Consider the following 23216-nt stretch of genomic DNA (forward strand, 5'->3'; position numbering starts at 1 on the left):
TATTTCAGATGTAATTCAACTTCTTAGTGATCCAGAACAGGTTTTCCGCCAACACACCAATTGCGCCGGCCTTGTCCGTTACCACAAGCGTGGTGCCAGAGGTTCCTAACGGGCGCTCATCGATATTCAACTGGTCCGGAATTTCGATCAACACCGGATAACTGGACACACCGGCCAGATCACGCAGTGATGGGAGGCCCGTACGCAAGTCGACAGCTCCCTCTACCGCTCCCACGGGCAGCGATACGACTGTCCCAGAAATCTCGCTGCCCGGCAAGGTTCGCAGAGAAAGGCGTATCTTGCTGCCGACGGCAACATTCATACGGCTTGATTGCGGTAGACTTGCGATCAGATAGCGGTCATCGGGGACAATAAAAGAAATAGCCCCCTGTGCAATGGACACACGATTTCCGGGACGTAGAGAAACGGCTGTGACAAAGCCGTCCTCGGGCGCGCGCAGATTTGCGGACTGTTGATCGATGGCAGACATAGCTTCCTGCAACTGGAAGGTTGTCGTTGCCCCTCGCTTTTCGAGATCGACAAAGTCGTCACGGCGCTGGACGCCAAAGTTCAATTGCGCGGTGAGGGATTCAATGTCGGCTTCCGCCGCTTCCAGGTCGGACTGTAACTGATCTGCCGCTGAACGAGCAGATTCAAGACTGGCCGTCCGGCGGGCGACCTCAATCCGAAAAGGCGTATCGTCGATCCGGAACAGCGGATCCCCTTTCGCGACCCGCTCATTGGGGCGAACTGAAACGTCAATGACGGTACCTGACACATTAGGGGCAATGTTGGTGGCAACACCCTGCGCTGAAAAAGGACCGGTCGGCGTGGTGTGGTTGAGGGCCCCGATTACAACCAGAGCAATGATTGCGGCGCCCCCGTAGACTACAGATTTCCAGAACCGGTTCCATGGAAGCAGCCCGAGCTTGGAAAACACCACCCAGATCACTCCGAAATAGAGCCCTAAAACAAAAAGCATACGCTTACTCCGGTGCGCAGAGCTGCTGATACCAGTGAGTTGCAGTTTTGGTTATGGATGCAGCGGGAATAGTACGCCAATGTTGCCCCCTAACTTGTCAGTCGCATGACCGCGCATTTCTGTTGATACGCGCGGCCCTGTTTCATTGTTGCACCGAAGATCGTTTGACCATGAAAGCCTCGACTGCCTGTTGAGTTTCCGGTCGCAGGTTTCCAATTCCTTCATACGGCATACCTGTGGCAGGGCCAGTATCTGGATACAGCTCTTTTCTCGCCATGTGGCGTCCCAGTATACGGATGAACTCCTGCCCGCCCCACGCACCAACTTCGGTTGAAACCGGGTACTTTTCGTGCGTGTCGCGCATCACATCAAAGAAATCTGCAATGATCGCATTTTGACCCGGCCCGGGCAGGTTGAGCTTCAGCTTGTCCTTGACGATCGCCTTCGGAGTACTCACCGAATAGATAATCACATGATCACGCCGACCTTTGCTTTCATCTTGAAACAGGATCGAGGCAGATTGATCCACACCGTCAATCAACCGGTCTCGGGGAATATGCTGAACCGCGCCGCCGAACCGAGCCAGTGTCGTATAAAGATCAGACACATGAATAATGTTGTTGATCATGCTGTCTGGTTCAATCAGAGCCGGCCACCTTATGAAAGCGTCCACGCGAACCCCGCCCTCGGTCGTATCGCCTTTGCCTCCGCGATAGACCATTGGCGTAAAGCCGGATTCCGGCGAATACTTGGTGAAATGGCCGTTGTCGCCCATCAACACGACAATCGTGTTTTCCGCCACACCAAGCTTGTCCATGCGCGTGAAGATTTCACCCAAATACGTATCCAGCTCTTGCAGTTTGTCGGCGTACAGACCGCCATTCACGCTTTCCGGTCCGTCCCGTCCAGCCCGCGTGTTGTCCAGTGGGATCATCGGCCAGTACTGCAGGAAGAATGGCTCAGTGCCGCCAGCCAAGCGTTCCAGTTCAGCAAGGGTTTTGTCCTGAAAAGCTTGGTTCATCTCGTCATATTTGGCTGCGTTCCAACGTGCACCCGGTTCCATTCGGATTTCACGAACAGGTCCGCCGGCATTTCCTTCGATCACCGTGGCCATGGCCGATGCGTCGGGACGGAACCAGTCGTCGATCGTGTAATCGTCGTCGAAATCTGCAATTCCAACCGAAACCTGTTCGCGGATTGCATCGTCATTGAAAATCGTCAATTGACCCTGCTGATGAACGGCGTGCTGCGCATAGTCGAACCCCTGGTTCATTGCCCAGCTCTCGGCAATGTCACCCATGTGCCACTTGCCGACATGCGAGGTGGCATATCCTTCGGCCTTCAGAACCTCGGCAAGCGTCACTTCCTCTCCGGGCAAACCGAAACCGGCGATGTCGACGGTCGTATCACCCATTCCGATCCGAACCGGCAGACGACCGGTCGTCTGGGCCACACGGGTCGGGGTGCAGGATGGCTCTGTATACATGCGCACCATGCGCATCGCTTCGTCAGAGAAATCGTTGATGTTCGGCGTGCTGATACCGCGTACCGCGTTCAATTCTGGGATACCCATATCCCCGAAACCGATGTCATCGACCAGAATACTTATGATGTTCGGAGGTTTGCCGCCGTTCTCTTCACGAAACGCCGCGAGAGCCTGATCAACGGCGGTATCATCCTGCTCCCAGGCATCCTTGTTCTGGGCCTGAAGGATATAGAATTCGGAATCATGCGCAATGGGTGCATTCTGCGCGTAGGCTGGTGCGCTGATCGCCAGAGAGCCGAGCAAAAAAAACTTTAGATCCATTTCTTTAGATATCCTTTTTTCTTGGGTTTTCTTCTCGCTCCAGACCCTGTGCGATAAGATCGTGGGCGACACTGGAAAGTGTCTGACCAGTAGACTCCGCAAGACGTGTGAGCCTGTGACGCTGTGAGGGTGTAAGAAGGGTCACGATCCGTTCGGACCGCACTTCCGCTTTCGGAAGCTGAGGGCGACCACGTTTGGGCGAGGCAAGCGGATCGGGCAATTTCATTTGAACATATTCCTATGTTTCGACTAAGCTTTTCATGCAAACTACAGGGGAGAAATATTGGACCGCATCAAAAAATCGACAAAACAAGACTTTGCGCTGCCAGAAGCACCCCGGTTTTTTGAAGCCACTTTTCGGGATCCGAACCAGATCGCCGCAATATCCAAATGGGATATGGACTTCCGTCAAATCGAAGACGGCGAAATGCAGGCGGATTTCAAAGTTAGGTCCGGCCCACTTGTTTCCGTTGTAAAGTTTGGTTTCTCTCGACGTGTGCACCAGATCGGCGCGTCTCCGAAAGGCCATCTCACGTTTGGCATCCCTACCCAATCAAAACTAACGGACTGGAACGGTATCTGCATTGAAACACCACCGTTTCTGTCCTTCGGCAGCGGCGATGAGTTCGACTGTATCAGCGACAGCGGGTTCGGCGGATATACGATGACAGTTGAAACTGAGTATGCGATGAAAATCGTTGAAAAGTTGGGGATCACAGCCTCTGATACAGAATTTGGGGCATTTTTGTTACCTGCAACGCCACCTGATCGCTCAGCTGCGCTTCTGAACGACATTCAGGCTTTGTTGGCGAACCCAATTTCGTCGGAACAGGGCGAAACCCATTTGATCGAGGAGTTGCTCCGGATCGCTTCGGGGGGCGGGGCGGATCGCAGAGAACCGCGGATTAACCGAAAAACTCTGGCACTCTCTGCGGCAGTCGATCGGATGACGGCGAACCCAGACGAAAACGTCCCCATCAGCGAGATCTGCGGGGATATCAGTGTATCTTTGCGAACATTGGAACGCGCGTTCAACGAAAAATTCGGAATCGGCCCAAAGGCATATTACACGAGACTCCGCCTCAACTGGGTTCGTAGGTTGCTTGTAGAGCAGGGCAGCGAAATATCAATCTCTGACGCTGCAAACAGATATGGCTTTTGGCATATCGGACAGTTCTCACAGGATTACCGAAAATGTTTCGGCGAATTACCATCGGCTACTGTCGATTGAGCACCATTGTCTTTGTGTTGTCTGTGACCATGGCTTTTCATGACATCAAACCCAAAACGGCGTAAAAGTTCTGCAAGCCAGGCTCTGGCTGTATTCCTCTTCAGGCACGTGCGCCGTCATGATCTACAATGTCTTGCTCAACTCTCGCGACTTCGCCGCAGTTCAAAACCCGCTTACGCGTTCTATCAGCCAGTACATTGACACTGACCCGATCCCATACGCGGTCAAAACCGTGGCATTTCTTCCTACTGGAAGTGCTACCAGCCGCCAGGCCGCCAAAAGCAAAGTCAAAGCAGCAATAAAACTCAGCTGCCCAGCTTCGACACCGAGGTTAAAGGCCAGCAATGCCGCGGGAATATCGTTGGAGGGCAGTCCGATGTCAGCCAAAGCCCCTGCAAAACCAAGGCCATGCAAAAGACCGAACCCGAAACAGACGATCCAGGGTTTCTGCTTTGACAGCCGGAACCGTCCTTTACCGCCTTTGACAATCTCCATCGCCAGAAACACGATGGACAGTGCGATAACGGCCTCGACCGGTGGTCCGGGAACATTCAAAACGCCAATCGTTGCCAACGCCAATGTTATTGAATGCGCAAGTGTGAACGCTGTTACTGCCCCCACAAGTTTCCACGGATCGCGGACCAGGACAAACAGCGCGAAGACAAACAGAAGGTGATCCCAACCCTCCAGTATGTGCTCGAAACCCAACTGAGAATATGCTGCAAACACTGACCATGTCGACTGTTCAGAAGGTATGATTTGAACACTGACATCCGGGGTAAAACGAAGCGTCGCAGGTTCAGCATCCAGAGGGTGTAAACGCACCAACACATCGTTTCTCTGGGTCTCAAGGCCTTCAATGGCAATGGGTTGACCCGCGATATCCGCGTGGCACTCGACGATCCAGGATGAAATCCACGCTCGGCTGTCGGAAACAGGATCAGGGCCACGCGCCGGAGTGCAGCCATCTGGCAATATGGCGTCAATCGCCATCGGTTGACCATTCACATCAGGCTTTCGCCAATGAACGCTCCAGGTATTGGAGGCGATTTGACGAATTTCCAGATATCCCGGATCAAGCGCATGCGCAGTGGCGAAATTTGCAGACCACACGAACAGCAGCGCAAACAGCAAGCAAATCGCGGCTCTCATTTGGCAGGGCCTGAAAGATCGGGCGCCACAATCTCGTAGTTTTCGGTAAGAGAGTCGTATTGCGCTTGCGCCAGAGCTTCACTCATTTCCCGACGCCAATCCCGCAGCACCGCGTCGTGGATTTCAGCCAAAGGAGGTGTTTGACTGGCCTCGATAGCAACGACCTCAACAAGGTGAATGCCGTAACCTGATTGGATCGGCCCCGTCCACTGACCTGTTTCGACCTCTGTGATGCCTTTCGAAAAACCTCCTCCAAAGACCGACTCGATAACCCGCGTCGCGGACAAGGGCATTGACGCCGGCAGCAATGTCGGACCGCCCAAATCGGAAAAGTCTTGATGCGCGCGCAGGGTGGCCAGTGCTTTCTCGATTTCGGCCTCTCCGGGATTCTCTCCAAGAAAGACCTGATTAAAGGCAACCATGACAGGCGTTGCATAGCGTTCCGCGTTTTCCTGAAGAAATGCCTCCAGATCTTCGTCCTCCGGAACTACCGACGTTGCAATGGCTTCGGTCAGAAAGTCCATTTTTTGACTTAACCGGGTTCTTATCAAGGTATCTCCGCGATCCAGACCAAGCTTTCTTGCTTCCCTGACCAGAACCTCTTCCCGAATTGATGCACCGACCAAAGCTTCTAACTCCGCTTTACTTGGCGGGCGTTTCCACTGCGCTTCGAACCGAGCAGACAATAATGCGACGTCATTTTCGTCGATTGTTATCACCTCAAGATCTTCGACGGTCTCGTTGTCCGGTGCAACAATATCGAACCAAATAAAAATAGCCGCTCCAATCAAGAAAAAATGGAACAGAGGTTCTTTCAGTATTCGCATGGAGTCTCCTGCGTAAAACGTGCTCAGGTTCTACGTACAGATGCTGTCATCAACCGGTTGGGTTTTGCAAGAAAATGAGCAGTCCAGGTGTTCCGGAAACGTGGTGAACTCGCCGAGGTGGAGATCACCGCCTCGGCTTTCAATTCGTTTGTTCAGCAGATCACTCTGCCGGTGTGTACCAGATCGGGGACGAATATGCGCGTTCCTGATGGGTAAGCACTGCATCCTCGGGCAATTCGATACCATACCTCAGCTTGTCGTACAGGATCCAACGCGGGGTCGGAATTTCGATGGCGCGGACATAATAAAATGCGCGCGCGTTCGGATCGAAGTCCGGGTCTGACCATACGGTGACAAGTTCGGCCGTTCCGATTGTGTTGGTCCAGCTGGCGGTGTCCACGTCCACAGTGTTCCCGACCGCAGGGACCTTGCCGTTTTGATTAACTTCACGGTTATCCGACCACGCGACGTCATAGACCTTCTCCTGCATGACACCTTCGGAATCGAGCCATCCTTTTATCACTTGAACACGGTCCAGATTGGCACCAACCGGGTCGCGCAGGGCGGCGATCAGGAAGCTTGGCGCACCCTCACCCTCGCGCGGGCGCAGATCCGAGCCCATAGGCACCCCTTTGGTATAGCCAACATTGGCAAGGAAACGGGTTTCAACATCTGCGTCACTGAAATCCCATCCGCCAAAGAACCGCAGACCGATCCGGGGGCCGGTCGTTGCGTAGGTTTCGCGGCGCTTGAACGCATCAAAGATCGCCGCGCGCGTATTCTCGGTAGCCCAGACAGCCGTGTATCCGGAGGCGACGAGCAGGTCACCGGGAATTTCACCAAGGTCATTGGCTATGAACGGATGCTTGATACGCGAGGCTGAGGGCTCGACGCTGACGGATTTTCCAAAGAAATTGTCTTCTTCGGCGGTGGCCAAAGAGGTATGGCTGTCCGTCGCGCCGCCCATACCGAACTTGTATGGGTTCACGCCAAACTTTTCTTCCAGCATCAAACCGCGCTTCAGCGCCTCGCGAGCGTATTCACCAGCCAGCATGTCATCGGTCTTCAACTCGGTAATATCCAGATTGCCGACGTCCCAGTTCTCATAGTCCGCAAATTCGTCATCCGGGCTCAGGAAAGGGTGCGCTTCGCCGTCACCCTTGATCTGCGTGACCTCGTAATGGGGCTCCCATTTCGCGCGGGCCGCGACATATTCCTCGTCAACCTTGCCGCCGTGATACGTGTCTTCGGTTGGGAACATCCATCCGTTCGACAGGTTTCCGTTATGGGCAAAGGCCACTGCACGCCCCCCCGTTTTTTCCTGATACTCTTCAAGCCAAGCGTATAGCGCCTTTGGATCCGTATCACCGTAGGGAGGCTGCGTGACCGGTGGCACCATTTGAAGCGCCCTGATTGGCCCATCGCGCAGCATGACATTCCGGTGCAAGTTGAACCCTTTCGGCACCGAGGTCCATTCAAAGCCGATGAAAGCAGTAAAGCTGCCGGGATCATTGTGCCGCTCGGCCGCTAGGACAATGCTTTCCCAGGTAAACGCAAAAGCATCGGCACCAGGGCTGTACGACTCTAACAGGACTTCTGGCAGTGTCATTTGCGAAAAATTGGTAATGATGTCGAAAGCTGCTTTACCGGCTTCTTCCCCGCCGGCTTTGTACCCCTCGTACCACTCCAGTCCTTTCGGATCAGAAAGAACGCCCGGCTTACCGGCCTGCAAATCTGGCGCAAACCCCATCAGATCTGTGTGATCCGTGAGAACCATCCAATCCAACGGTCGTGACAGTCTTACAGGTTGACCCGTTGAAGAAATGACCTGCTCACCCTTGGCGAAACGCCATGCCTCATCCGGTAATAAGGTGTTCCCGAAAGCACCCGCATCCAGCGAAAGCCCGGTGTGAAGGTGAGTGTCCCCCCATAATGGGCGTTCAGGAAACGTGCGTTGGGCGTAAGGGGAATAGGGCTGATCAGAAAACAATCCCTCAGCAGCATCTTCGCTGGGTACGGCGTCAGCGACAGCAGCAGCAGGGACCAATACGAGTGAGATTATGCAAGCAGATTTCCGAAACAAAGTGACCTCCCAGTTCAGGAATACTTAGCGGTGTGGGCGAATTTCATCGCGCCATTGTTATATTCCCATTTTCTTATATCACATTCTATCGAACAACAGGTTTTTTTAATCTGAGAGCTGCAAACCCGCGCAATCAGGAAATTTGGCGCAAGCCGCTAAGGTGATCGCGAGTCGTGTTCACCTGACAAGACCCGTCGGATCACCTTATCTGATAGTAAAATGAAAGCTTCCGGCTGACGCCCCCAGGCGGGCGCGGGAAAGGTGCGGCAGTTCGAACCTGTTCTTTGGCTGCGCGCTCTATTTCCGGCGAGCCAGAGCTTTCAACGACATCAACCCAAGCCAACGAACCATCCGGGTCAATCTGGAAAAACACACGCGCATAGCCGCGACCGGCAACGTAAACGATTGGCGCTCGATTCAGATGAACAAGAACCTGACCTGCATAGTTCGTGCTGTCCGAGTTTCCCGGCCCCCGCCCGCCTGAACGGGTGCCGCCGCGGTTTTGTCGGAAGGCGTCGATACCCTCTCTTTGATACGTCGCCAGAGGTGATTCAATCGTTTGTTCCGGAAAGCGAAGAGCTTCAAAGTTGTTCGACGGATTCAATGCCCCGCGCAATGCTGGTTGCGGACGGCGGTCTGGAAGACGTGGCCGGAGTGACGAATCCACGGCCTGTTTGGATTCATTCGCTTCCGTATCGGGTATGGGCAGTTCGGCGTCTTCGTCTAAGGGTTCCGATGCTTCATCCGGTATCACAGGTTCAAGTGGTGGCGTGTTTTCCGGAGCAACCGGAACCACTTCAACCGGTAACGCGGCAATCTGTTGCTGTTCCTCGGTCACCGGTTCTTCAGCAGAAGTCGGCTCAACTGGAGCAACCGTCTCGCCAGCCGGCACCTCAGGTGTTTCGGCCACTGTTTCAGGCTCTGCGGAGGTGGCTCCGCCAGCCTCATCGGGTTCGCCCTTCTCCTCTTGGTTCTGTTCTACAGGTTCTACGATGACTTCATCCGGTGCCCTCGGCTGAATGATCGTTGAATCGCCAGTGTCCGGTGCGTAAGTCTCCTGCGGGTTCGGCGATGCAACGCGGGCATCGCTTGTCGGAATCTCCGCCTCTTGCGGCCGGGTTGGCGGCTCGACCGGGGGTGTCGGCGGCTCATTCGGCTCGGGCCGAACGGGTTCAATCCTGGTATCGGCAAACTCTTCGAACGCGTTGCTGAGTTCGATTGTGTCTGTACTGTTTTCGCCCGAAGCCTGATTTGACAACTCTGGCACTGTAAAGATCAGGCCCATGAGATGCACCAGCACGGAAATCGAAATCGCAAAGATTGCGACGAAAACCGACCGCCTGATCATTCGAGAGCCTGTTCGGTCACCAGGAATACGGATGGCGCACCCAACCGGCGCAGACTGCTGGTGACCTCCATCAATCGAGGGGCCGACGCATCCCTGTCAGGAACGATCCGCACGGGTCCCGATTCATGCGCAGCCATGAAAGCTTCTGCCTCGATCGGATTGCCGCGAAAACTCAGCGTTCCGTCCCGATGAAGAACAAGCGCATCTGGCGGCTCACGGCCTTCAAGATCCGCAGTGTTCACCAAATTCAGATCAGGATCCAACGGCGGTGCGATCGTACCTGTAATAAGAAAAAAGATCAGGATCAGAAAGACGACGTTAATCAGCGGAATGGTGGAATCTCGATTTCGACCGGGTCGGATGTAGCGGATCATTGCCTCACTCCAACACTCTGACCGTCAAACCTTCGCGCCCACGCAATGGAGCAAGCAGGTCCACAAGACGTTGCGCGGTTGTCTCAGGATCAAGGCTTACCAGAACCTGACCGGCTTGGACCTGATCCACCAATTCCTCAAGCGACAAGGGTTGACCGTTCAGGACCACACGTGCCGGACCAAATTGCACGAATAGGCGCTCGGGCGGCTCAACGTCGGTTTTCCTGCCTGTGGCTGCGCTGCTCAACTCGATCTCGCTGAATCGCGAAAACGTTGAGGACAGCATGAAAAACAGCAACAGCAGAAAGATCACGTCGATAAGAGGCGTCATCGACATGCGTCGCCGCACAAAAGGCGCAGTGTTACGCATGTTCTGGGGCGACCGGGACTTGTGCGGCCGCCTCTGTGCTTTGGATGGAATGACCCGGGACCAGAACCGTACGCAAAGCCTTGTCCGCAAAAACACGCTCGCGTGCGGTTCGACTTTCAAGCCAGGACAAAACCATCGATGTCGGCATCGCAACAGCCAGACCTACAGCGGTGGTTATCAGGGCCACCCAGATCCCCCCGGCCAAAAGCGATGGATCAACCGATGACCCCGCGGTTTGCAAGCTTTGGAAGGCACTGATCATACCCAGCACCGTACCAAAAAGACCCAGCAAAGGCGCCAGCTGCGCTACGGTGTCCAACAATCGAAAACCGCGTTCCAACCCGGCAAGCGCCAGACCCGCTTCGGCATCCAGCCGGTCATCGGCCCCGGGAACCCCCGTTGCGTTCATCGCCGCGCCTACAATGGGGGCAAGATAACTGCTGCTGTCCGCCAGTCTTGCACGTGCAGCACCTTGATCTCCTGTATCCCAGGCAGCCAGAGCTTCAGACAGCACCTTGTGTCGCCCGACACCGCAGGCTGCAAATTGCCAGAGCTTGTAGAGAGTGACCGCCAGCGTCAAAACCGACATTGCGATCAATATCGCCACAACTGGCCCGCCCAGTTCAAAAATCTCGCGAAGTGCGGCTAGAGGGCTCATCCCAACAACTCCATTTCCACCCTGCTGCTCAGCGTCAGGGTGCTGTCGCATATGTCGCTTTCGAAACCATCCACAACGCAGGAGCTTGCGCCGTTGATCAAGGCTTGCCCAACTGCGTCACATGTTCTGTTGGGAAGGTCGAACTGGCGCACCCTGGGTCGGCTGGCCGGCAAGTCGCGAAAATCGAACAGCGAGAGGTTCAAGACACCACCTTCGGTGTCGAAAATGACGGTTTCAAAAACAGCGCCATCAATCTGCTGCCCGGTCTCATTCTTGACCATAAACGTCAATCTGCACGCGCCGGCGACATCCTCAGCCGAGTTCAGTTCCACAAATAGTCGAGCAGAGGATTCGGCGCCAGATTGCGCAGATGCTGTGGACAACAAACAGCCAGAAAACATGGCCGCGACAGTAAGGCGACGAAACAGCATGAACAGACTCCGTGTTGCAGCGCTGGAACAATAAGGCAGCGACCGTCAGCTTGCCCATCTGCGTTTCTACCTGAGGGGCATGTCACATTAAAGAGCCGCGAAGGGTGGCATAGAAAAAGGATCGTAGCGTGTGTTGATGTACATACACACACGGTAAGACATACGTTGCTCGATAAGAATTTCAACTCCGTCCAAGACTGCCCCGCGCTTCAGCACAAGCAGGAAGATATTGTCGGGTCAAATCTGAAAAGCCAGCAACTCTCGCACTTTTTTGATACGGGTGCTTAACACGCAAAAAAGAAACGAAACTGCGCCAAATCGGGTCTTCAGGGAAGTGTGCCTAAAACGCTGTTTGAACGCCGTTTTCACATAAAACTTGCTTAGAATGCGAAAAGTCATGCATATTTGCCTATATTCCTGATGCTTATTAATAATAAAACTATGCTTTTTGAGGGGCAAATGTCGGGCACAGTGCAATTTGCACGTATCAAGACCCATTGGGGGAAGGGGCTCGAGTTTGTCGTTGTTAAAGATTATTCTGGTTCTATGCGTTGTCGTAATCATACCGTCGCAGACCATCGCCAACATTGGAAAAGTAATAAGCGTCAAACAAGGCGCTCACATCACGCGAGCGGGAAAAGTACAACCTGTGTATTCGGGAATGGAGGTTGTGTCGGGCGACGCACTCACCACTGATCGGACAGGCGTAATTCAAATCGTTTTTGTGGATGACACCAAGATTGCCATTGGCCCCAACGCGCGCATGGTGCTGGATGTGACCATGTTGCGAAGTAACCGCAAGGCCAAGAGCTTTGCTGTTCAGGCCTTGGGTGGCAGTTTTCGGTTTATTTCCGGGAAAAGCCGAAAGAGAGCCTACTCGATCAGGACTCCGTCGGCGACAATGGCCGTGCGCGGCACGACCTTCGACATGTGGGTCGTGTCGGAAAAACAAAGCGCGATGCTTGTCCTGCAGGGCACGGTCCGCATGTGCGGCAGCCAGGGCTCGTGCAGATCTTCGGGACGTCAATGCAGCATGTACGCAACAAGCGGAAACGGAGGTGTCGGTCAGCCTGCCGATCAGGCCCAATACGAACAAGCACTGAAAAGCGGATTTCCATTCATTGAGTCTCAGGAAGGACTGCTGCCCCCTTTGCAGGTGCGAGTCGAAGGGTGTTCAGGTGATGGAGCCCCCATACGGCGTGTCGAGCCTGACCGGTCGGAAGCCCGTAGAGACCCTCCTCAGCAGCGAGAAGCCCAGAATACGGGCGCCGGACCTTCGCCTTCCGCAAACAATGAACCGGAAAGAGAAGAGCCGGGTCGCGAGGAGCCCGAACAGGAAGAACCTGAGCAGGAAGAGCCCGATAGAGAAGAACCGGAACCTGACGAGCCAGAGCGGGAAGAACCTGAGCAGGAAGAACCCGAACAGGAAGAGCCCGAGCGGGAAGAGACTGACCTCTAATTGCTCAAGAACTGCTGTTGCGTACGCAGGCCCGGTTCCATTTATCTGGAGGATGGTGTGAGCGACAAGGTGCGGAAATCCAAGAATGGCCGATGGGCCTTCCGCCTCGTGGGGCTGTGCCTGATCCTCTTGGGTTGCATCATCCGAGCGTGGGACCCGTACCCCGTTCGAATGACGCGTCTGATATATTTCGACGTTTTGCAACGACTGTCTCCGCGAGAGTTTAATCCCGAACTCCCCGTGCGCGTTGTGGATATCGATGAGGCCTCGCTTGCCAGCTGGGGGCAATGGCCCTGGCCCCGAACATTGGTTGCGCAGATGGTTCAAAATCTGGGTGACTATGGCGCCGCTACGATTGCTTTCGACATGCTGTTTGCCGAACCTGACCGGTATTCGCCATCTCACCTTCTGAACGACCCATCGCTGGCGGGTATTTTGACAGTGGAACGCCATGCCGAAAAGCTGGACAATGACGTCGTGCTGGGGATGGAAATGGCCTACTGGCCCGTAGTTCTGGGCGTGGCTGCGCGATTGTCAGCTGAAGGGGAACCCATTGCGGCTAAGGCCGGAATCATTGAATTCGGGGAAAACCCTACCGAGGGGCTGATCTCGGTCCCTCATTGGACGCCAATCGCGCCACCGTTGGGTCGGGCAGCTGCGGGTGTTGGTGGGGTCAATGTCTCACCCATCGGTGGAACCGGCATCGTGAGACGTGCACCGGTTCTTTGGAACGGTCCGGACGGTCCGCTGCCAAGCCTTGGAATCGAAGCCCTCAGGGTTGCCTTGGGTGAGACCAGTATTTTCGTGGAAGGCGCGCCTGACGAAGCAGGCATCATGCTGGCCGCCGAAATCGCCGGATATCGATTGCCTACAACCGAGAATGGCGAGCTTTGGCTGAAATACCGGCGGGACACCCCCGACCTCTACATTTCAGCCAAGGATGTTCTGGAAGGCTCGGAAAACCCCGAGCTGCGATCTGAAATCGAAGGCAGAATAATCCTGATCGGAACGTCCGCTGCCGGATTATTCGATATTCATCAGACGGCACTGGGCGAAAGCGTCCCAGGTGTTTCAATTCATGCTCAGATGATCGAACAAATCCTGACCGATGAAATGCTCAGCCGGTCCGACGTGACCGCAGCGCAGGAATTGCTGGCCTTTGCGTTTCTCGGGCTTGTCGTGATTGCCGTCATGTCCAGCTTTGGCGCCATTGCATCCTTTATCGCCGGTGGCATGGCAGCCGCTGCTGTTCTTGCCATCAGCTGGCTGGTTTTTCAAAACCAGTCGGTCCTTTTCGATGCCACCTTTCCCCTGATTGGAGGAATCGCAAATTTTGGTCTGCTGGCGGGGTATCTTTTCGTATCGACCGAGCGCGAAAAGCGCGAAATTCGAAAAGTCTTTTCGCATTACGTGGCCCCGGAAATCCTTGATGAAATGGAGAATACGGGTCACCAGCTGCAATTGGGCGGTGAAAGTCAGGAAATCACCGTATTGTTTTCGGATATCCGCGGTTTCACGGCTCTGTCCGAATCCGCAACGGCCACAGAACTTGTTTCGTTGTTGAATGCGCTGTTTTCCAAGCTTGGGGATCAGATCCTGCATGAGCGTGGTACGATCGACAAGTTCATCGGTGACGCCATCATGGCCTTCTGGAACGCACCTTTGCCCGTTGCCGACCATCCATGCCGCGCAGCGCTTGCCGCGCTCAGGATGCGGGGTGCTTTGGCACAATTCAATGCATCCGACATCATGCGGAACCGAAAGCCGATAGCGCTGGCAACAGGAATTGCCACAGGGCAGGCCTGCGTCGGCAACATAGGATCGCAGAAACGGTTCAACTATACAGTTATCGGAGATGTCGTGAATGTTTCGGCACGTATCGAACAATCCTGTCGAACAGTTGATTATGACATCGTCGTCTCAAACGGGGTTTTTCAAGCTGGACAAGATGACCTGGCGTTTCTGGAGGCAGGCCACGTTGATCTTAAAGGAAAAGCCAACCCTGAACCTGTTTTTGTTCTTGTAGGTGATTCCGCTTTGCGGAAGACCACTGCATTCCAAAATCTCCTTGCTCAGCACAGTGATTTGATCTCAGCGCTGAGAACCCGAAAGCCTCAGGGTGACATCGCGCGTTTGTTTCCGCGCTGCGAAAAACTCGCAGAAGATATCGAACCCGGATTACGCCAGTTCTATCGCGCCCTGCCCGGTCGTGCAGCTGATTTCAGAACAGATTCACCATCAGGGCAAGCCATGTTCACCCGATACAATCGAATGAAGGGATCTGGATAGGCGGCGTTCCGCCCCTGTTTAATCCGAAGCTTTGCGTTCCGTCCCATGCAAACAAACACATTCGTTCCGGGCGTGGTATGCATGGGGCCTTGCTGGCCAGATAGCAATTCTGGTCATAAGCCGGAGCCGCAGGCTCGCGATACTCGCGTTCAACTTAGTTGCCCACCTCGTGACAGGTCACGATGAGCAACAAACCCACTCATGGAAGATCGCCATATTCGGACCCAAAAACGCCGACATTGTGCAATGCTGAACTTGAACAAGGTGGCGTGGCAGGAAAAAGACCGCTGATTGAACTTTCAGATCTCACCACAAGGCCCGTGCGATGAATACCGCCTGACTTCGGCAACTCATAAAAAAACCCAACACACAAACCCTTCATCATCGGTTGTTATTCGAGACGGGAACCCTGAGGGTCGAAGCGGTAGACCCTGCTCGGTGAATACCCAAACCGGATGCTCTGACCGGCCTCAACTTGATGCTGCCCGAACAGGCGTGCGGTGATCTGGTGATCCTGCATCATGGCAATCACGTTGGTGTCACCGCCCAAATGCTCGACATGGGTGACGTTTGCGACAACCGGGCCATCATCAGACAAAAACAGGTCTTCCGGGCGGATTCCCGTTGTAATGTTTGCGCTTTCGCCAATCATGCTGGCGGGAAAGAAATTCATCGACGGCGCCCCAAGGAAACCGGCCACGAACTGGTTGGCGGGGTTGTTGTAAAGCTCCATCGGGCTGCCGACCTGTTCCACACGCCCGTCGCGCAGAACGACGATCTTGTCGGCAAGAGTCATTGCCTCGGTCTGGTCATGGGTCACGTAGATCATCGAAGCGTCAAGCTGCCGGTGCAGGTTCGCAATTTCCAACCGTGTATTCATACGCAGAGCCGCGTCGAGATTGGACAGAGGCTCGTCGAACAGGAACAGCTTCGGTTCCCGCACGATGGCGCGACCGATGGCGACGCGCTGGCGCTGACCACCGGACAGTTCGGAAGGATACCTGTCGAGGTAAAGTTCGAGGTTCAGCATCTTGCTTGCCTTGGCAACACGCTCTTCGATGACCTGCCTGCTCTGGCCCTCCTGTTTCAGCGCCAATGACATGTTCTTGCGCACGTTCAGGTGGGGGTAGAGAGCATAGCTCTGGAACACCATTGCGATACCGCGCTTTGAGGGCGGGGTGAGGTTCATGACCTCACCGCCGATGCACACGTCGCCCGACGTCACATCCTCCAACCCCGCGATGACACGCAGAAGGGTGGATTTACCGCAACCCGATGGGCCGACAAAGACGACGAATTCGCCCTCGTCAACTTCGATGTTGATATCCCTGAGGACCTCGACGGTGCCGAAGGACTTGTTCACGTTTTGCAGCGTCAGGGCGGTCATATGCGTGCCTCTTTCAGCGAAATGGGTTGGCCTGTACGGATGCTTTCATCAGCGGCCAGGCAGATGGCCAGCGATTGCACCGCGTCGTTCATGTGGCGGGTCAGATCGATATCTTCGGCGATGGTGCGCAGCATATAGGCTTGCTCGGCGTCGCAGAGGTCCTGATGGCCGGGTTCATCGGGCAGGTCGATCGTCTGGTCACCTTCGGGGCGGTGAACCAGAAGACCACCGACCTTAGTGTGACCGTCGATATCGGCCGATGCGCCTTTGTTGCCATCAGTGATCGAGACCGAGCCGTTGGGTGAGATGATATCTTTCACGAAGAACGCGGTTTCGGACATCATCGGGCCCCAGCCGGCTTCGTACCAGCCGAGCGAGCCGTCTTCGAAGATCACCTGAAACTGGCCATAGTTATACATATCTTCGGAAATCTCGTCACTCAGACGCAAACCCATGCCATGCACGCGGACGGGATCGGAGTCGGTGATCTGGCACATCACATCGACGTAATGCACACCGCAATCGACGATAGGGGACGTCGTCTGCATCAAGGCCTTGTGCGTTTCCCATTCGGCCCCGCTGCTTTGCTGGTTCAGGTTCAGACGGAAGACATATGGTCCCCCGAGTTCGCGCGCCTCCGCGACCAGGCGCATCCAAGAGGGGTGGTGCCGCAGAATGTATCCGATCACCAGTTTCCGGTCTGTTTCCACTGCTTTTGCGACCACGCGTCTGGCGTCCGCAACCGTCGTGGCCAGTGGTTTTTCAACAAAGACATGCGCGCCTGATTCCATTGCGGCGCAGGCGAAGTCGGCGTGGCTGTCGGAATAGGTTGCGACGACGACCAGATCGGGGTTTGTTTCGGCCAGTGCCGCCTGAAAATCCGGATAGGCCGGATAGCCTGACAAATCGGTATGATCCACTCGACCTGAGCGGTTGACCAGTCCCACGAGCTGCGCGTCGGGGTGACGATGATGGGCCAAGGCATGGCTCAGGCCCATGTTGCCAAGACCAGCGATCAGAACCCGGGTCATTTGACAGCTCCTGAAGTGATGCCACGGATCAGCTGGCGCGAGAAGATAACGTAGAGCACCAGAACCGGCAGGATCGCCATGCTGAGTGCGGAAAGAACTGCGTTCCAGTCGGTGACAAACTGGCCGATGAAGACCTGGCTGCCCAGCGTCAGGGTTTTGGTCTCTTCAGCGGGTGCCAGAATCAGCGGGAACCAGAGATCGTTCCAGATAGGGATCATGTTGAAAACAGCGACGGTTGCCATGGCAGGCCGAACCAGAGGCAGCACCAACCGAAAAAAGATCGTGTATTCCGAAAGCCCATCGATGCGCCCTGCGTTCTTCAGGTCATCACTGACCTGGCGCATGAACTCGGACAGGATGAACACGGCCAACGGCAAGCCCTGTGCCGTGTAGACGAAGATCAGGGCCCAGAGCGTGTTCACAAGCCCCGTTGCGACCATCATCTCCAGAATCGCCACTGTGCCGATGCGGATTGGGATCATGATCCCAAGTGCCAGATAGAGTCCCATCAACATGTTGCCCTTGAACCGGTATTCGCTGAGGGCAAAGGCCGCCATGGCACCGAACAGCAAGATAAAGGTCAGTGAAGCCACGGTGACGATCAGCGAGTTCTGAAAGTAGAGGAAGAAATCCCCCTGCTTCATCACCGTCTGGTAGCCGATCAGGGAAAAGCTTTCGGCATCAGGCAATGCGAGCGGTTCGCGAAAGATGGCACGGCGCGTTTTGAAGCTGTTGATGATGATCACGAAAACCGGGAACAGGGCGATCAGAGTGTAAAGGATCAACGCTCCATGCATTGCGGCGGTATTCAGCGGATTCGAGCGTGCTTTGTTCATTGCAGAGCCCTCACAACTGATACCGGCGCATCCGGGTCTGGATGCCGAAAAGGTAAATGCAAACACCGACAAGGATGATGGCGAACATGGCACCGGCAATGGCGGAGCCCATATACGGATCACCCAATTGCAGCTGGAAGCCAAAGAACGTGCGGTACATGAAAGTGCCCAGGATGTCGGTCGAAAAATCTGGCCCCGCCAGCGCGCCCTGAGAAACATAGATCAGATCGAATGCGTTGAAATTGCCCACGAATGTGAGGATCGAGATGATCCCGATCGAGGGCAGGATCAGCGGCAGTTTTATTTTCCAGAAAGCCGAAGCTCCGGTGATCCCGTCAATCTCGCCGGCTTCAAGAATTTCTTCAGGGATCGACAACAGGGCCGCATATATCAGCATCATCGGGATGCCGACAAATTGCCAGACCGAGACGAGCGCCAGAGTTGTCAGCGCGTATTCTTCCTTGCCTAACCACGGAGCAAACAGGGATTTCAGGCCAACAGCGTCCAGCATCGAGGGCGCAATCCCCCAAAGCGGAGACAGGATCAGTTTCCAGGCAAAACCCACGATCACGAAGCTCAGGATCGTCGGAATGAAAATGGCCGACCGGTACAGTGCGGCAAAGCGCAGCCTCGGGTGTGACAGGATCGCGGCCAGAGCGATTCCGATGGGGTTCTGCACCAGCATGTGGATCAGGAAGAACCAGAAGTTGTTGCCCAACGCATTCCAGAATTGCTCGGACCACAGCGGATCAAAGAACAAGGTTCGGAAATTCTCCAACCCCACATACACACGTGCCTGATCGACTTCGGTGAACAGCGCGAAGCGCAGTGTATTGAACAAGGGCAGGATCATCACCGCCGTGTAGACCAGCACCGCAGGTGCAAGGAAAACGACGATGTGCCAGCGTATGCGGCGCGTCTGCATGGGATTCTCCGGGGAAAAGTGTCGGGCGCGGCGCGATGGGCCGCACCCGGAGAGAGTGGTTCAGATGTTACTGATGCGGTGCGTACCAGCTGGCCAAACCATCTTGCAGTTTTTTGCCCAAAGCCTCAGAGCTTTCGGTGCCCTTGATGGCTGCAACGGATGCACCCCAGGTCTCGTTTTCAAGGTTGGGTGTGCCGCGTGACAGGATCTGATAAGTCGAACGGATGGTGCTCTCGCACTCATCCCGCCACCCGACGATTTCCTTGGCAAGAGGATCTTCCAATTCAACCGGGGTGTTGGAAAGAGGGAAGAAACCGGGAACCGCATTGCCGAAGATGCTGGCGAATTCTGGGCTTGCGACCCAGGCCAGGAACGTACGGGCAGCCTCCTGGTTTTCGCTGGCAGCATTCAGGCCGATGCCAATATCGGTATGGTCCGAGATATAGCAGGTGTCACCGGCATTTTGGACCGGCGGCTTGAAAGCGCCCATCTCAAAATCAGCCTGTGTGTTGAAACCTGCAATCTCCCAGCTGCCTGTCGGGTAAATTGCGGCGCGGCCCAATGTGAACAGGTTCTGGCTGTCGGGATAGGTCTGCGCCTCATATCCGTCACCCAGATAATCGGCCCATTTCGCCAAAGTGGTAAAGGGCGCGACCCACTGAGGGTCGGTCAGTTTCTGCTCGCCCCTGATCAATGCCAGTCGGCCTTCTTCACCTTTCCAGTAGTTCGGGCCTATATTGTTATAGCCCATCGTTGCGGCTTCCCACTGGTCATTCGTGCCCATTGCCATCGGTATATAGGTGCCGTCTTCCTTGATCTTGTCCAACACTTCAAAGAATTCTGCCTCGGTGGTCGGAACGTCCAGACCCAATTCGTTGAACGCGTCCTTGTTGTAAATGAAACCGTGGATCACCGATGCCATCGGAACACAAAAGCTGGCCGACGCATCGTCTGTCTGCCACGCGGATTTGGCAACGTCCGAGAAGTTGTTCATCGCATCCAGATCGGACAGGTCGGTCAGATGGCCTGCTTCGTAAAGCGCCAGAGAAGCATCGAACGGGCGGCAGGTGATCAGATCACCGGCGGATCCGGCTTCCAGCTTGGAGTTCAGAACGGCGTTGTACTCTGCCGGGGCTGAAGGCGAAAAAACAACTTTGATATCTGGATTGGCCGCCTCGAATGCGGGGATGATCTTTTCCTGCCAGAGAGCGAGGTCATCGTTGCGCCAGCTTTCGATTGTCAGCGTAGCGTCTTGCGCATAGGCGCTTGTGACCAGCGCCGTGCTCATCAGAGCCAGGCTCAGAACTTTGCGTTTCATTTGGTTTCTCCCAGGTTGCTATGTTCGTTATTTTCATTCAGCCGGTTCATCGCATGACGCAAACGGCCATTCGTTTCAGCCAGTCGCTTTTGAGCATCCTCGGCCGATACGGCACCCGCGGCGACAAGTGCCGCGCATTTCAGGTTCCCATCCGCGGCCCTCAGGGCATCATCAGCACGTTCAGGTGATACGCCGGTCAGTTGGCACACGATTCCGTTGGCGCGTGCGCGCAATTTTTCATTGTCCGCCCGAAGATTGATCATCATGCCGTCCTGAATATGCCCAAGCTCGATGGCCATCAGCGTCGACAACGTATTGAGGGCTATTTTCTGCGCAGTACCGGCCCCCATCCGGGTTGAGCCCGAGATCAATTCCGGAGGGGTCGCAAGCAGAACGGCATGGTCCGCCAGTTGCAACAATTGCGAACCCGCATTGTTTGCAATCCCGATCACGGGCGCTCCCTTGTCGCGCGCCAGTTTCGCGGCTGCAACAGTGTAGGGTGTGGTGCCGCTGGCCGAGACCGCGATGAGCATATCATTGGCATGCATATCCGACATTTCACGTGCGAGCCCATCAACAGCGTCCTCTACATCCCCCGGCATGTCTGCTTTGGTCGGCATTCCACCGGCCATATGAATGCGGATCTGTTCCGAGGGAATTGAGAACGTTCCGCCAAGCTCCAGCGCGTCCGAGGCCGCCATAAGGCCGGAAGACCCCGCCGCAAGATATCGAAGCTTGCCGCCCGACCGGATCGTCTGGGCCATGGCCGTCGCCCCGCTGCAAATCGGACCAAGTGCATCAAGCACTGCCGTCGCCGCTGACACCTGCGACCGCGCCAGCAGGCTGGCCACTTCTGCCAGCGGTCGGGTATCAAGCCCATGCGCATCCTGATGCAATTGTTCTGTCGCCGGCATAATCAAGTGATTCTCCCCCAAGAACTCTCGATATCATACCTTTTAAATACCATTAGTCTACGATTTATTTTTTTTCATATTTTTGGGCGTTTTAGCGCGATAATCTCCGCTTTGGTCGCAATTAGGACTTCAAAACACACAAAAGGTATTATAAAGGTCTTTATATGGTAAAGTCATCAAAACTCATGTTCCTGGCCGCCGACGGGGGTGGAACGCGCTGCCGCGTCGCCGCTTTTGTTGATGGCAAAACACACAGGGTCGAAGTTGGCGCGGCAAACGTGTCTACTGATTTCGACGCTACTTGCATCGAGTTGCGGCGTGGCCTGGAAGCTCTGGCAGTTCAGACGGGCCGTTCGGCGGAGGAGCTTGCACGAGCGCCCACCTATCTGGGCTTGGCCGGGATAACAGGTGATGCGATCGCCAGAAAACTCGCAGCGGCATTGCCAATTCAGCACGTTCGGATCGAAGACGATCGTGCAGCAGCTTTGCGCGGAGCATTGGGGGCCAGAGACGGGTTTGTCGCACATTGCGGCACCGGTTCTTTTGTCGCAATGCAAAGGGGTGGCGTGATGAAGCTTGCCGGCGGATGGGGTCCTGTTCTGGGCGATCAGGCTTCCGCGCAATGGGTTGGCAAACGGGCGCTGGCCAAGACGCTGGAGCACACAGACGGTATGACCGGCCCTTCAGAATTGGCGCAGGATCTGCTGTCTCGATTCGGCGATGCCGCGGGAATTGTACGGGCCGCCGCTGACATGACGCCATCTGACTTTGGCGCCCTCGCCCCGCTTGTGACCGAGCTTTCCAATCGCGGGGACGATTTGGCCAGATCAATCCTGCGGGACGGTGCGGACTATCTGATCGAGGTGATGAAGAAAATGGGCTGGAACGTTGGCCTGCCAATTTGTCTGACCGGGGGCATCGGCCCCCTTTACGCGCCGCACCTGCCTTCAGACATGCAATCTGTTCTGGTCCAGCCTGCGGGCGATCCACTGTCCGGCGCACTTGCATTGGCACAGGCGTATCTGGAGGAAATCGAACATGAGCATAGCTGATTTCCTGCGGCCCGAAGGATGGTTGGGGCAAAGCTCGGGCCCGCGCTATGTACAGCTCCGTCAGCGCCTCGAACAAGGGATTAAGGACGGTATCCTGCCTCCCAACAGTTCGCTGCCCCCCGAAAGAGAAATCGCCGAGATCACCGACCTGTCGCGTGTGACTGTGCGCAAGGCCATTCATGAATTGGTGCGCAAGGGTGCAATCGAACAACGGCAGGGGTCTGGTTCTTTTGTTCGGGAACCCGTGGCGAAAGTTGAACAGTCGCTGTCCCACCTGACATCTTTCACCGAAGACATGGAGCGGCGCGGGCTCAAGACGACCTCGACATGGCTGGAGCGTGGGATTTTCCTGCCATCCCCGGAAGAAATGATGGCATTGGGCTTGTCGGCAAACGAACAGGTTGCACGTATCTACCGCCTGCGAGAGGCAGGAGGACGCCCGATGGCGTTGGAAAAAGCGGCCCTTCCGCTGGATATCCTGCCAAACCCCACTGAAGTGACGGGGTCGCTTTACTCTGTTCTTGAACAATCTGGTCTGCGACCGGTGCGCGCTATCCAGAAAATCTCGGCGATCAACCTTGAAGCGCCCGAGGCAGAGCTTCTGGACGTTGCGGAAGGTACGGCCGGGCTTCGGATTCAACGCACCTCATATCTGCAAAGCGGGCGGGTCGCTGAATTGACCCGCTCGATCTACCGCGGTGATGCCTATGACTTCGTGGCTGAGCTGCGCCTGTCAAATTGA

At 55.4% G+C, this 23216-nt stretch carries 22 protein-coding genes; 5 read left to right on the forward strand and 17 right to left on the reverse strand.

Going from position 1 to position 23216, the window contains the following annotated elements:
- Nucleotides 1-4 precede the first annotated feature (4 nt).
- The 3 genes from AC2FEB_RS10170 to AC2FEB_RS10180 form a co-directional block, all read right to left on the reverse strand.
- Nucleotides 5-982, reverse strand: a complete 978-nt coding sequence (locus tag AC2FEB_RS10170) for an HlyD family secretion protein (protein WP_496672803.1) — start codon at nt 980-982, stop codon at nt 5-7.
- A gap of 142 nt (nt 983-1124) precedes the next feature.
- Nucleotides 1125-2789 (reverse strand): sulfatase-like hydrolase/transferase, encoded by a 1665-nt coding sequence (locus AC2FEB_RS10175; protein WP_496672800.1) that lies wholly within the window; start codon nt 2787-2789, stop codon nt 1125-1127.
- Between the two features lie 4 nt (nt 2790-2793).
- Nucleotides 2794-3015: a hypothetical protein gene (locus tag AC2FEB_RS10180; RefSeq protein ID WP_117873753.1), complete on the reverse strand. Its 222-nt coding sequence runs from the start codon at nt 3013-3015 to the stop codon at nt 2794-2796.
- Between the two features lie 57 nt (nt 3016-3072).
- On the opposite strand from AC2FEB_RS10180, the gene AC2FEB_RS10185 reads away from it, so the two are divergent.
- Complete coding sequence (locus AC2FEB_RS10185) at nt 3073-4020, forward strand: helix-turn-helix domain-containing protein (protein WP_496672797.1); 948 nt, start codon at nt 3073-3075, stop codon at nt 4018-4020.
- Nucleotides 4021-4182: 162 nt separating this feature from the next.
- Here the strand turns inward: AC2FEB_RS10185 and AC2FEB_RS10190 are convergent, their stop codons facing one another.
- The 8 genes from AC2FEB_RS10190 to AC2FEB_RS10225 form a co-directional block, all read right to left on the reverse strand.
- Nucleotides 4183-5172 (reverse strand): HupE/UreJ family protein, encoded by a 990-nt coding sequence (locus tag AC2FEB_RS10190; protein ID WP_496672794.1) that lies wholly within the window; start codon nt 5170-5172, stop codon nt 4183-4185.
- Nucleotides 5169-5999 carry a peptidyl-prolyl cis-trans isomerase gene (locus tag AC2FEB_RS10195; RefSeq protein WP_496672791.1) on the reverse strand — a complete coding sequence of 277 codons (831 nt, stop codon included), beginning with the start codon at nt 5997-5999 and terminating at the stop codon, nt 5169-5171. Before AC2FEB_RS10195 ends, AC2FEB_RS10190 begins: the two co-directional genes overlap by 4 nt.
- A 160-nt stretch (nt 6000-6159) precedes the next feature.
- On the reverse strand, nt 6160-8082 hold the full coding sequence (locus AC2FEB_RS10200; RefSeq protein WP_496672788.1) for a DUF3604 domain-containing protein: 1923 nt from the start codon (nt 8080-8082) through the stop codon (nt 6160-6162).
- A gap of 199 nt (nt 8083-8281) precedes the next feature.
- Nucleotides 8282-9430, reverse strand: a complete 1149-nt coding sequence (locus AC2FEB_RS10205) for an energy transducer TonB family protein (RefSeq protein ID WP_496672785.1) — start codon at nt 9428-9430, stop codon at nt 8282-8284.
- Nucleotides 9427-9804, reverse strand: coding sequence for an ExbD/TolR family protein (locus tag AC2FEB_RS10210; protein ID WP_117873765.1), 378 nt, complete (start codon nt 9802-9804; stop codon nt 9427-9429). Before AC2FEB_RS10210 ends, AC2FEB_RS10205 begins: the two co-directional genes overlap by 4 nt.
- Nucleotides 9805-9808: 4 nt before the next feature.
- Nucleotides 9809-10141 (reverse strand): ExbD/TolR family protein, encoded by a 333-nt coding sequence (locus tag AC2FEB_RS10215; protein WP_371415315.1) that lies wholly within the window; start codon nt 10139-10141, stop codon nt 9809-9811.
- A 25-nt stretch (nt 10142-10166) separates the two neighbouring features.
- Nucleotides 10167-10832 (reverse strand): MotA/TolQ/ExbB proton channel family protein, encoded by a 666-nt coding sequence (locus AC2FEB_RS10220; RefSeq protein WP_117873767.1) that lies wholly within the window; start codon nt 10830-10832, stop codon nt 10167-10169.
- Nucleotides 10829-11263 carry a hypothetical protein gene (locus AC2FEB_RS10225; protein ID WP_496672780.1) on the reverse strand — a complete coding sequence of 145 codons (435 nt, stop codon included), beginning with the start codon at nt 11261-11263 and terminating at the stop codon, nt 10829-10831. The genes AC2FEB_RS10220 and AC2FEB_RS10225 overlap by 4 nt, the downstream gene beginning before the upstream one ends.
- Nucleotides 11264-11780: 517 nt before the next feature.
- On the opposite strand from AC2FEB_RS10225, the gene AC2FEB_RS10230 reads away from it, so the two are divergent.
- The gene (locus tag AC2FEB_RS10230; protein WP_496672777.1) at nt 11781-12722 is read left to right on the forward strand and encodes a FecR family protein; all 942 of its coding nucleotides are present in this window, start codon (nt 11781-11783) and stop codon (nt 12720-12722) included.
- Between the two features lie 57 nt (nt 12723-12779).
- On the forward strand, nt 12780-15011 hold the full coding sequence (locus AC2FEB_RS10235; protein ID WP_496672775.1) for a CHASE2 domain-containing protein: 2232 nt from the start codon (nt 12780-12782) through the stop codon (nt 15009-15011).
- A gap of 391 nt (nt 15012-15402) precedes the next feature.
- Here AC2FEB_RS10235 and AC2FEB_RS10240 read toward each other — a convergent pair whose 3' ends face one another.
- The 6 genes from AC2FEB_RS10240 to AC2FEB_RS10265 all read right to left on the reverse strand — a co-directional run bounded on the left by AC2FEB_RS10240 (nt 15403) and on the right by AC2FEB_RS10265 (nt 21422).
- Entirely contained in the window at nt 15403-16398 is a 996-nt protein-coding gene (locus tag AC2FEB_RS10240) for an ABC transporter ATP-binding protein (protein WP_496672772.1), read from the reverse strand.
- Complete coding sequence (locus AC2FEB_RS10245; protein ID WP_496672769.1) at nt 16395-17429, reverse strand: Gfo/Idh/MocA family protein; 1035 nt, start codon at nt 17427-17429, stop codon at nt 16395-16397. The genes AC2FEB_RS10240 and AC2FEB_RS10245 overlap by 4 nt, the downstream gene beginning before the upstream one ends.
- Entirely contained in the window at nt 17426-18265 is an 840-nt protein-coding gene (locus AC2FEB_RS10250; protein WP_117873776.1) for a carbohydrate ABC transporter permease, read from the reverse strand. Before AC2FEB_RS10250 ends, AC2FEB_RS10245 begins: the two co-directional genes overlap by 4 nt.
- 10 nt (nt 18266-18275) lie before the next feature.
- Complete coding sequence (locus AC2FEB_RS10255; protein WP_299897342.1) at nt 18276-19190, reverse strand: carbohydrate ABC transporter permease; 915 nt, start codon at nt 19188-19190, stop codon at nt 18276-18278.
- 67 nt (nt 19191-19257) lie between these two features.
- Nucleotides 19258-20508, reverse strand: a complete 1251-nt coding sequence (locus AC2FEB_RS10260) for an ABC transporter substrate-binding protein (protein WP_496672765.1) — start codon at nt 20506-20508, stop codon at nt 19258-19260.
- Nucleotides 20505-21422 carry an N-acetylmuramic acid 6-phosphate etherase gene (locus AC2FEB_RS10265; protein WP_496884015.1) on the reverse strand — a complete coding sequence of 306 codons (918 nt, stop codon included), beginning with the start codon at nt 21420-21422 and terminating at the stop codon, nt 20505-20507. The genes AC2FEB_RS10260 and AC2FEB_RS10265 overlap by 4 nt, the downstream gene beginning before the upstream one ends.
- 164 nt (nt 21423-21586) lie before the next feature.
- Here AC2FEB_RS10265 and AC2FEB_RS10270 point away from each other — a divergent pair, with 164 nt between their 5' ends.
- Both AC2FEB_RS10270 and AC2FEB_RS10275 read left to right on the forward strand, forming a co-directional pair.
- Entirely contained in the window at nt 21587-22474 is an 888-nt protein-coding gene (locus tag AC2FEB_RS10270; RefSeq protein WP_496884016.1) for a glucosamine kinase nucleotide-binding domain-containing protein, read from the forward strand.
- Nucleotides 22461-23216, forward strand: a complete 756-nt coding sequence (locus tag AC2FEB_RS10275) for a GntR family transcriptional regulator (RefSeq protein ID WP_117873786.1) — start codon at nt 22461-22463, stop codon at nt 23214-23216. Before AC2FEB_RS10270 ends, AC2FEB_RS10275 begins: the two co-directional genes overlap by 14 nt.

Source organism: Ruegeria sp. YTSC106 (genome assembly GCF_059609765.1).

Coding starts and splice junctions, on each gene's coding strand:
- AC2FEB_RS10190 (WP_496672794.1), bottom strand. CDS start 5,172: ATGAGAGCCGCGATTTGCTTGCTGTTTGCGCTGCTGTTCGTGTGGTCT.
- AC2FEB_RS10260 (WP_496672765.1), bottom strand. CDS start 20,508: ATGAAACGCAAAGTTCTGAGCCTGGCTCTGATGAGCACGGCGCTGGTC.
- AC2FEB_RS10265 (WP_496884015.1), bottom strand. CDS start 21,422: ATGCCGGCGACAGAACAATTGCATCAGGATGCGCATGGGCTTGATACC.
- AC2FEB_RS10195 (WP_496672791.1), bottom strand. CDS start 5,999: ATGCGAATACTGAAAGAACCTCTGTTCCATTTTTTCTTGATTGGAGCG.
- AC2FEB_RS10180 (WP_117873753.1), bottom strand. CDS start 3,015: ATGAAATTGCCCGATCCGCTTGCCTCGCCCAAACGTGGTCGCCCTCAG.
- AC2FEB_RS10220 (WP_117873767.1), bottom strand. CDS start 10,832: ATGAGCCCTCTAGCCGCACTTCGCGAGATTTTTGAACTGGGCGGGCCA.
- AC2FEB_RS10275 (WP_117873786.1), top strand. CDS start 22,461: ATGAGCATAGCTGATTTCCTGCGGCCCGAAGGATGGTTGGGGCAAAGC.
- AC2FEB_RS10215 (WP_371415315.1), bottom strand. CDS start 10,141: ATGTCGATGACGCCTCTTATCGACGTGATCTTTCTGCTGTTGCTGTTT.
- AC2FEB_RS10175 (WP_496672800.1), bottom strand. CDS start 2,789: ATGGATCTAAAGTTTTTTTTGCTCGGCTCTCTGGCGATCAGCGCACCA.
- AC2FEB_RS10210 (WP_117873765.1), bottom strand. CDS start 9,804: ATGATCCGCTACATCCGACCCGGTCGAAATCGAGATTCCACCATTCCG.
- AC2FEB_RS10240 (WP_496672772.1), bottom strand. CDS start 16,398: ATGACCGCCCTGACGCTGCAAAACGTGAACAAGTCCTTCGGCACCGTC.
- AC2FEB_RS10270 (WP_496884016.1), top strand. CDS start 21,587: ATGGTAAAGTCATCAAAACTCATGTTCCTGGCCGCCGACGGGGGTGGA.
- AC2FEB_RS10250 (WP_117873776.1), bottom strand. CDS start 18,265: ATGAACAAAGCACGCTCGAATCCGCTGAATACCGCCGCAATGCATGGA.
- AC2FEB_RS10225 (WP_496672780.1), bottom strand. CDS start 11,263: ATGCTGTTTCGTCGCCTTACTGTCGCGGCCATGTTTTCTGGCTGTTTG.
- AC2FEB_RS10255 (WP_299897342.1), bottom strand. CDS start 19,190: ATGCAGACGCGCCGCATACGCTGGCACATCGTCGTTTTCCTTGCACCT.
- AC2FEB_RS10170 (WP_496672803.1), bottom strand. CDS start 982: ATGCTTTTTGTTTTAGGGCTCTATTTCGGAGTGATCTGGGTGGTGTTT.
- AC2FEB_RS10245 (WP_496672769.1), bottom strand. CDS start 17,429: ATGACCCGGGTTCTGATCGCTGGTCTTGGCAACATGGGCCTGAGCCAT.
- AC2FEB_RS10205 (WP_496672785.1), bottom strand. CDS start 9,430: ATGATCAGGCGGTCGGTTTTCGTCGCAATCTTTGCGATTTCGATTTCC.